The 3,865-nt window shown below is 65.5% G+C and carries 3 protein-coding genes, 1 other RNA gene and 1 pseudogene; 2 read left to right on the top strand and 3 right to left on the bottom strand.

Annotated features, from left to right (window positions below):
• Positions 1-129 precede the first annotated feature (129 nt).
• The 3 genes and pseudogenes from ACKODO_RS07345 to ffs form a co-directional block, all read right to left on the bottom strand.
• Positions 130-453, bottom strand: a complete 324-nt coding sequence (locus tag ACKODO_RS07345; protein ID WP_408982794.1) for a YbaB/EbfC family nucleoid-associated protein — start codon at positions 451-453, stop codon at positions 130-132.
• 25 nt (positions 454-478) lie between these two features.
• Positions 479-2,294: pseudogene (locus ACKODO_RS07340) on the bottom strand (DNA polymerase III subunit gamma/tau).
• 89 nt (positions 2,295-2,383) lie between these two features.
• Positions 2,384-2,480: signal recognition particle sRNA small type (gene ffs / locus ACKODO_RS07335), an RNA gene on the bottom strand.
• A 124-nt stretch (positions 2,481-2,604) separates the two neighbouring features.
• On the opposite strand from ffs, the gene ACKODO_RS07330 reads away from it, so the two are divergent.
• Both ACKODO_RS07330 and nudC read left to right on the top strand, forming a co-directional pair.
• Positions 2,605-3,030, top strand: a complete 426-nt coding sequence (locus ACKODO_RS07330; RefSeq protein ID WP_408982793.1) for an HIT domain-containing protein — start codon at positions 2,605-2,607, stop codon at positions 3,028-3,030.
• Positions 3,027-3,865: NAD(+) diphosphatase (gene nudC / locus ACKODO_RS07325; RefSeq protein WP_408982792.1), on the top strand; the 839-nt coding region annotated here is incomplete at its 3' end. The genes ACKODO_RS07330 and nudC, both read left to right, overlap by 4 nt.

Genomic DNA, 3,865 nt, shown 5'->3' with positions numbered 1-3,865 from the left:
GATGTCCGCAAGAAGACGTCATTGCGAGGAAGACGCGAAGCGGCTGAAGCTGCAATCCAGAGAAAAGGACTGGATTGCTTCTTCATTTCACTCCTCGCAATGACGGCCCCAATCGTCAATGCCCTTCGCTCAGAACGGCAGCTTGAAGCCGGGCGGCAGCGGCAGCCCACCGGTCAGCGCCTGCATCTTCCCGGCGATCACGTTTTCGGTTTTCGTGCGCGCATCGGCATGGGCCGCAAGCAGCAGGTCTTCGACCATCTCGCGATCCTCGGGCTTCAGGAGTTCGGGATCGATCGACACCGCCTTCAGCGCGCCCTTGGCGGAGAGCGTCACCTTCACGAGGCCCGCGCCCGATTGCCCCTCGACGAGTGTTTCGTCAAGTTCGGCCTGCATGGCCTCCATCTTGGCCTTGAGACCAGCCATTTCCTTCATCATGCCCATAATGTCGCGCATGGTTCACTCCTGCTTGGCGAACCGATCAGAGATCGTCGTCGCTGAATTCGAGATCGGTGAAATCCGGAGGCTCGTCGGTCTCGTTCGGTGCGGCCTCGGCGGCGGGGGTCGCGCGGGCTTCCTCGATCTGCACGATCTCGGCGCCCGGGAAATGCTTCAGAACCGCCTGAATGGCGGGCTTGTTCTGCACGCCGCGCCGCTCCTCCGCGCGCTTCTCCTCGGCGATTTCATGCAAGGTCGGCGGCAGCGGGCCGGGCGGCGCGTCGACCACTGTCACGCCCCAGCGGTGGCCGGTCCAACCGAGCAGCGCGCGCAGCAGGCGATTGGGCAGGTCCACCTCGCCATGCGGTTCGAGGATGAACTCGATCCGCCCAGGCTCGAAACGTGTCAGGCGAACGTCACGGGTCAGCGCCAATTGCAGGCGGATATCGCGCTTGGCTTCCGCAAGCGCTGCGACTGCCTCGAAGCTCTGCGGCAGGTTGGAGGGAATGGCCTGCGCTTCCGCGCGCATCGCCGGGCGCTGCATCGCGCCGCCTCCCGCGACCATGCGCGGCGCACCGGGCTCGCCCATCGCCGGCGCGCTGGCGCGGGGCGCGGCAACCGCACCGCCCGCCGGCATGCCCCCCCCTGGAGGAGCGCCGATATTGCCATTCCGCAAGTCGCGGATGATCTCGGCCGGCCCCGGCAGATCGGCCGCATAGGCGAGCCGGATCAGCACCATCTCCGCCGCGATCTTGGGCCGCGAGGCGGATTGCACCTCCTGCAGGCCCTTGAGCAGAATCTGCCACGCCATGGTGAGCGGGCGAATGGTGAGCGCTGCCGCGAAGGCCGCGCCCCGCTCGCGCTCGCCGGGGGAGAGGGCCGCGTCCTTGCGGCTCTCAGGCGTGAGTTTCAGGCGCGTCACGACATGCACGAATTCGGCGAGGTCGGTGAGAATCGCCACCGGGTCGGCGCCCGAATCATACTGGCTTTCGAATTCGGTCAGCGCGCGGGCGATATCGCCCTTCATCACCGCCTCGAAAAGGTCGATGATGCGGCTGCGATCCGCAAGGCCGAGCGAGGCCCGCACGGCTTCCGCCTCGACCTTCCCGCCGCCATGGGCAATCGCCTGATCCATCAGCGAGATGGCATCGCGCATCGAGCCTTCAGAGGCGCGCGCGATCAGGCCCAGCGCCTCGCGCTCGATCTGCACCCGCTCCTTTCCGGCAATGCCTTCGAGATAGGCGATCATCTCCTCGGCTTCGATCCGGCGGAGGTCGAAGCGCTGGCATCGCGAAAGAACGGTGACCGGGACCTTGCGAATTTCGGTCGTCGCGAACAGGAATTTCACATGCGGCGGCGGCTCTTCCAGCGTCTTCAGCAGGCCGTTGAAGGCGGCGGTGGAGAGCATGTGCACTTCCGTCGATGATGTAGACCTTGGTGCGCGCGTAAACCGGCTTGTAGCGCGCGGCCTCGATGATCTCGCGCACGTTGGAAATCGAGGTATTGGAAGCCGCGTCCATCTCGATCACGTCGACATGCCGGCTTTCCATGATGGCCTCGCAATGAAGACCCAAGGTCGGCATGTCGATCTGCGGGGATTTCACGCCTTCGGTTTCGTAGTTCAGCGCACGGGCGAGAATGCGCGCGGTCGTCGTCTTCCCCACGCCGCGCACGCCAGTGAAAATATAGGCCTGATGGATGCGGTTCGTGGAAAAGGCATTGCGCAGCGTGCGCACCATTGCGCCCTGGCCGATCAGGTCAACGAAGCTCTGCGGGCGATATTTGCGGGCGAGAACGCGATAGGCGCCGCCATTTTCGGCATCGGGAAGGTCGGAGATCGGAAGATCGGAATTCGCCATGATCCCTCCCTCCGTGCCGCTCGCGCTGTCCCAGCCCAAAACCCGCCCGCCGTTCAACACACTGGCCTTCTCGGCCCGGCAGGGGAAGGGGTGGGAGGCTGGACAATAACCCGCTCGGTCTCGTTGGGGCTGCTTCCTTCCGGACCTGACCCGGTTGGCGAGGGATGCGTCCACCGCCAACCTCCCGTTCGCTATATGGGCGATCTCGCGGCCGAAAACAAGCGAGGCCGAGCCGATCCGAGGCGCGTTTTTCCCGCTCGCCAGCCGCCCCGGCAAGGCGCTAGAACGGGGCCAGCGGAGGGGGTGATGCATGACTCGCGCACAGGGATTTCAACTCAACGCGCGGCTTGAGGCCGATGCTTACGAGATCGGCGACCTGCCGCTCTGCCGCGTGCTCCTCATGGATGATGCGCGCTACCCCTGGCTCATCCTCGTGCCGCGCCGGCCGGATATGGCCGAGTTCATCGACCTTCCCGTTGAAGAGCGTCTGGAACTGATGGAGGAAATCGCGCTGGCGCAGATGGTTGTTCGCGATGTCTCGAAACCCGACAAGATCAATGTCGGCGCGCTCGGCAATGTGGTGCGCCAGCTTCACGTGCATGTCATCGCGCGCTACGTGTCGGACGAGGCCTGGCCCGGCCCGGTCTGGGGCAAGGGCGAGCGCGTGCCTTACCCGCCGCACATGGTCGGCCCGCTGATCGACCGTTTCGAGAAGGCGCTGGGACTTTCCGCATGAGTGATTTCGACTGGCCCCTCCTGCAGGAGGGTGCCCCTCCCCGGACCCTCGGCTTTGCCCATGCGACGCTGGACCGTGCCGCGCATCTCAGGAGCCGGGCAGAAGAACTGGCGCAGCTGGAAGCAAGGCCCCAAGCGCGCTTCTACGCCTTCTGCGGCGATCAGGTGGTGCTGGCGAAGCGCGGCGAGATGCTCGATGCCCTGTTCGATGCAGGTGAGTTGCCGGAAGCCGGGTTTCATCGCGAGCGGATTTTCCTCGGCATCGAGAAGGGCTCCCCCCGTTTCGCGCAGTTCATCGATCCCGCGATCGAGGAAGTTCTGAAAGCCGAGGCGGGCCTCGTGCTGATGGGCGTGCGGCAGGTGGCGGTGGAGCGACCGGTTTCGCCGGCGGATCTTGGTGCCATCGCGGAGGGCAAGGCGCTCACGCTCTGGCACTGGAAACACCGCTTCTGCTCGAATTGCGGGGCCCCCACCGCGCTGACGCAGGGCGGCTGGCGGCGAGATTGCGCGGCCTGCGGCGCGCAGCATTTCCCGCGAACCGATCCCGTCGTCATCATGCTCATTGTCGATGGGGATCGCTGCGTGCTCGGCCGGCAGGCACGCTTCATTCCGAACACCTATTCCACCCTCGCGGGCTTCGTGGAGCCGGGCGAGACCATCGAGGCCGCCGTGCGCCGCGAATGCAAGGAGGAGGCTGGGCTCGACATCGGGCGCGTGCGCGTGGTGCTGAACCAGCCCTGGCCGCTGCCGATGTCGCTGATGATCGGTGCTGTGGCGGAAGCCACGAGCTTCGATATCGTCAAGGACGAGGAAGAGCTGGAGGAATGCCGCTGGTT

It is taken from the genome of Rhabdaerophilum sp. (assembly GCF_046092605.1).
In the GTDB taxonomy this organism is placed as follows: domain Bacteria; phylum Pseudomonadota; class Alphaproteobacteria; order Rhizobiales; family Beijerinckiaceae; genus Rhabdaerophilum.
The sequence above is the reverse complement of the archived record's forward strand: the minus strand, read 5'-3'. Positions and strand labels throughout refer to the sequence as shown.

Coding starts and splice junctions, on each gene's coding strand:
- ACKODO_RS07345 (WP_408982794.1), bottom strand. CDS start 453: ATGCGCGACATTATGGGCATGATGAAGGAAATGGCTGGTCTCAAGGCC.
- ACKODO_RS07330 (WP_408982793.1), top strand. CDS start 2,605: ATGACTCGCGCACAGGGATTTCAACTCAACGCGCGGCTTGAGGCCGAT.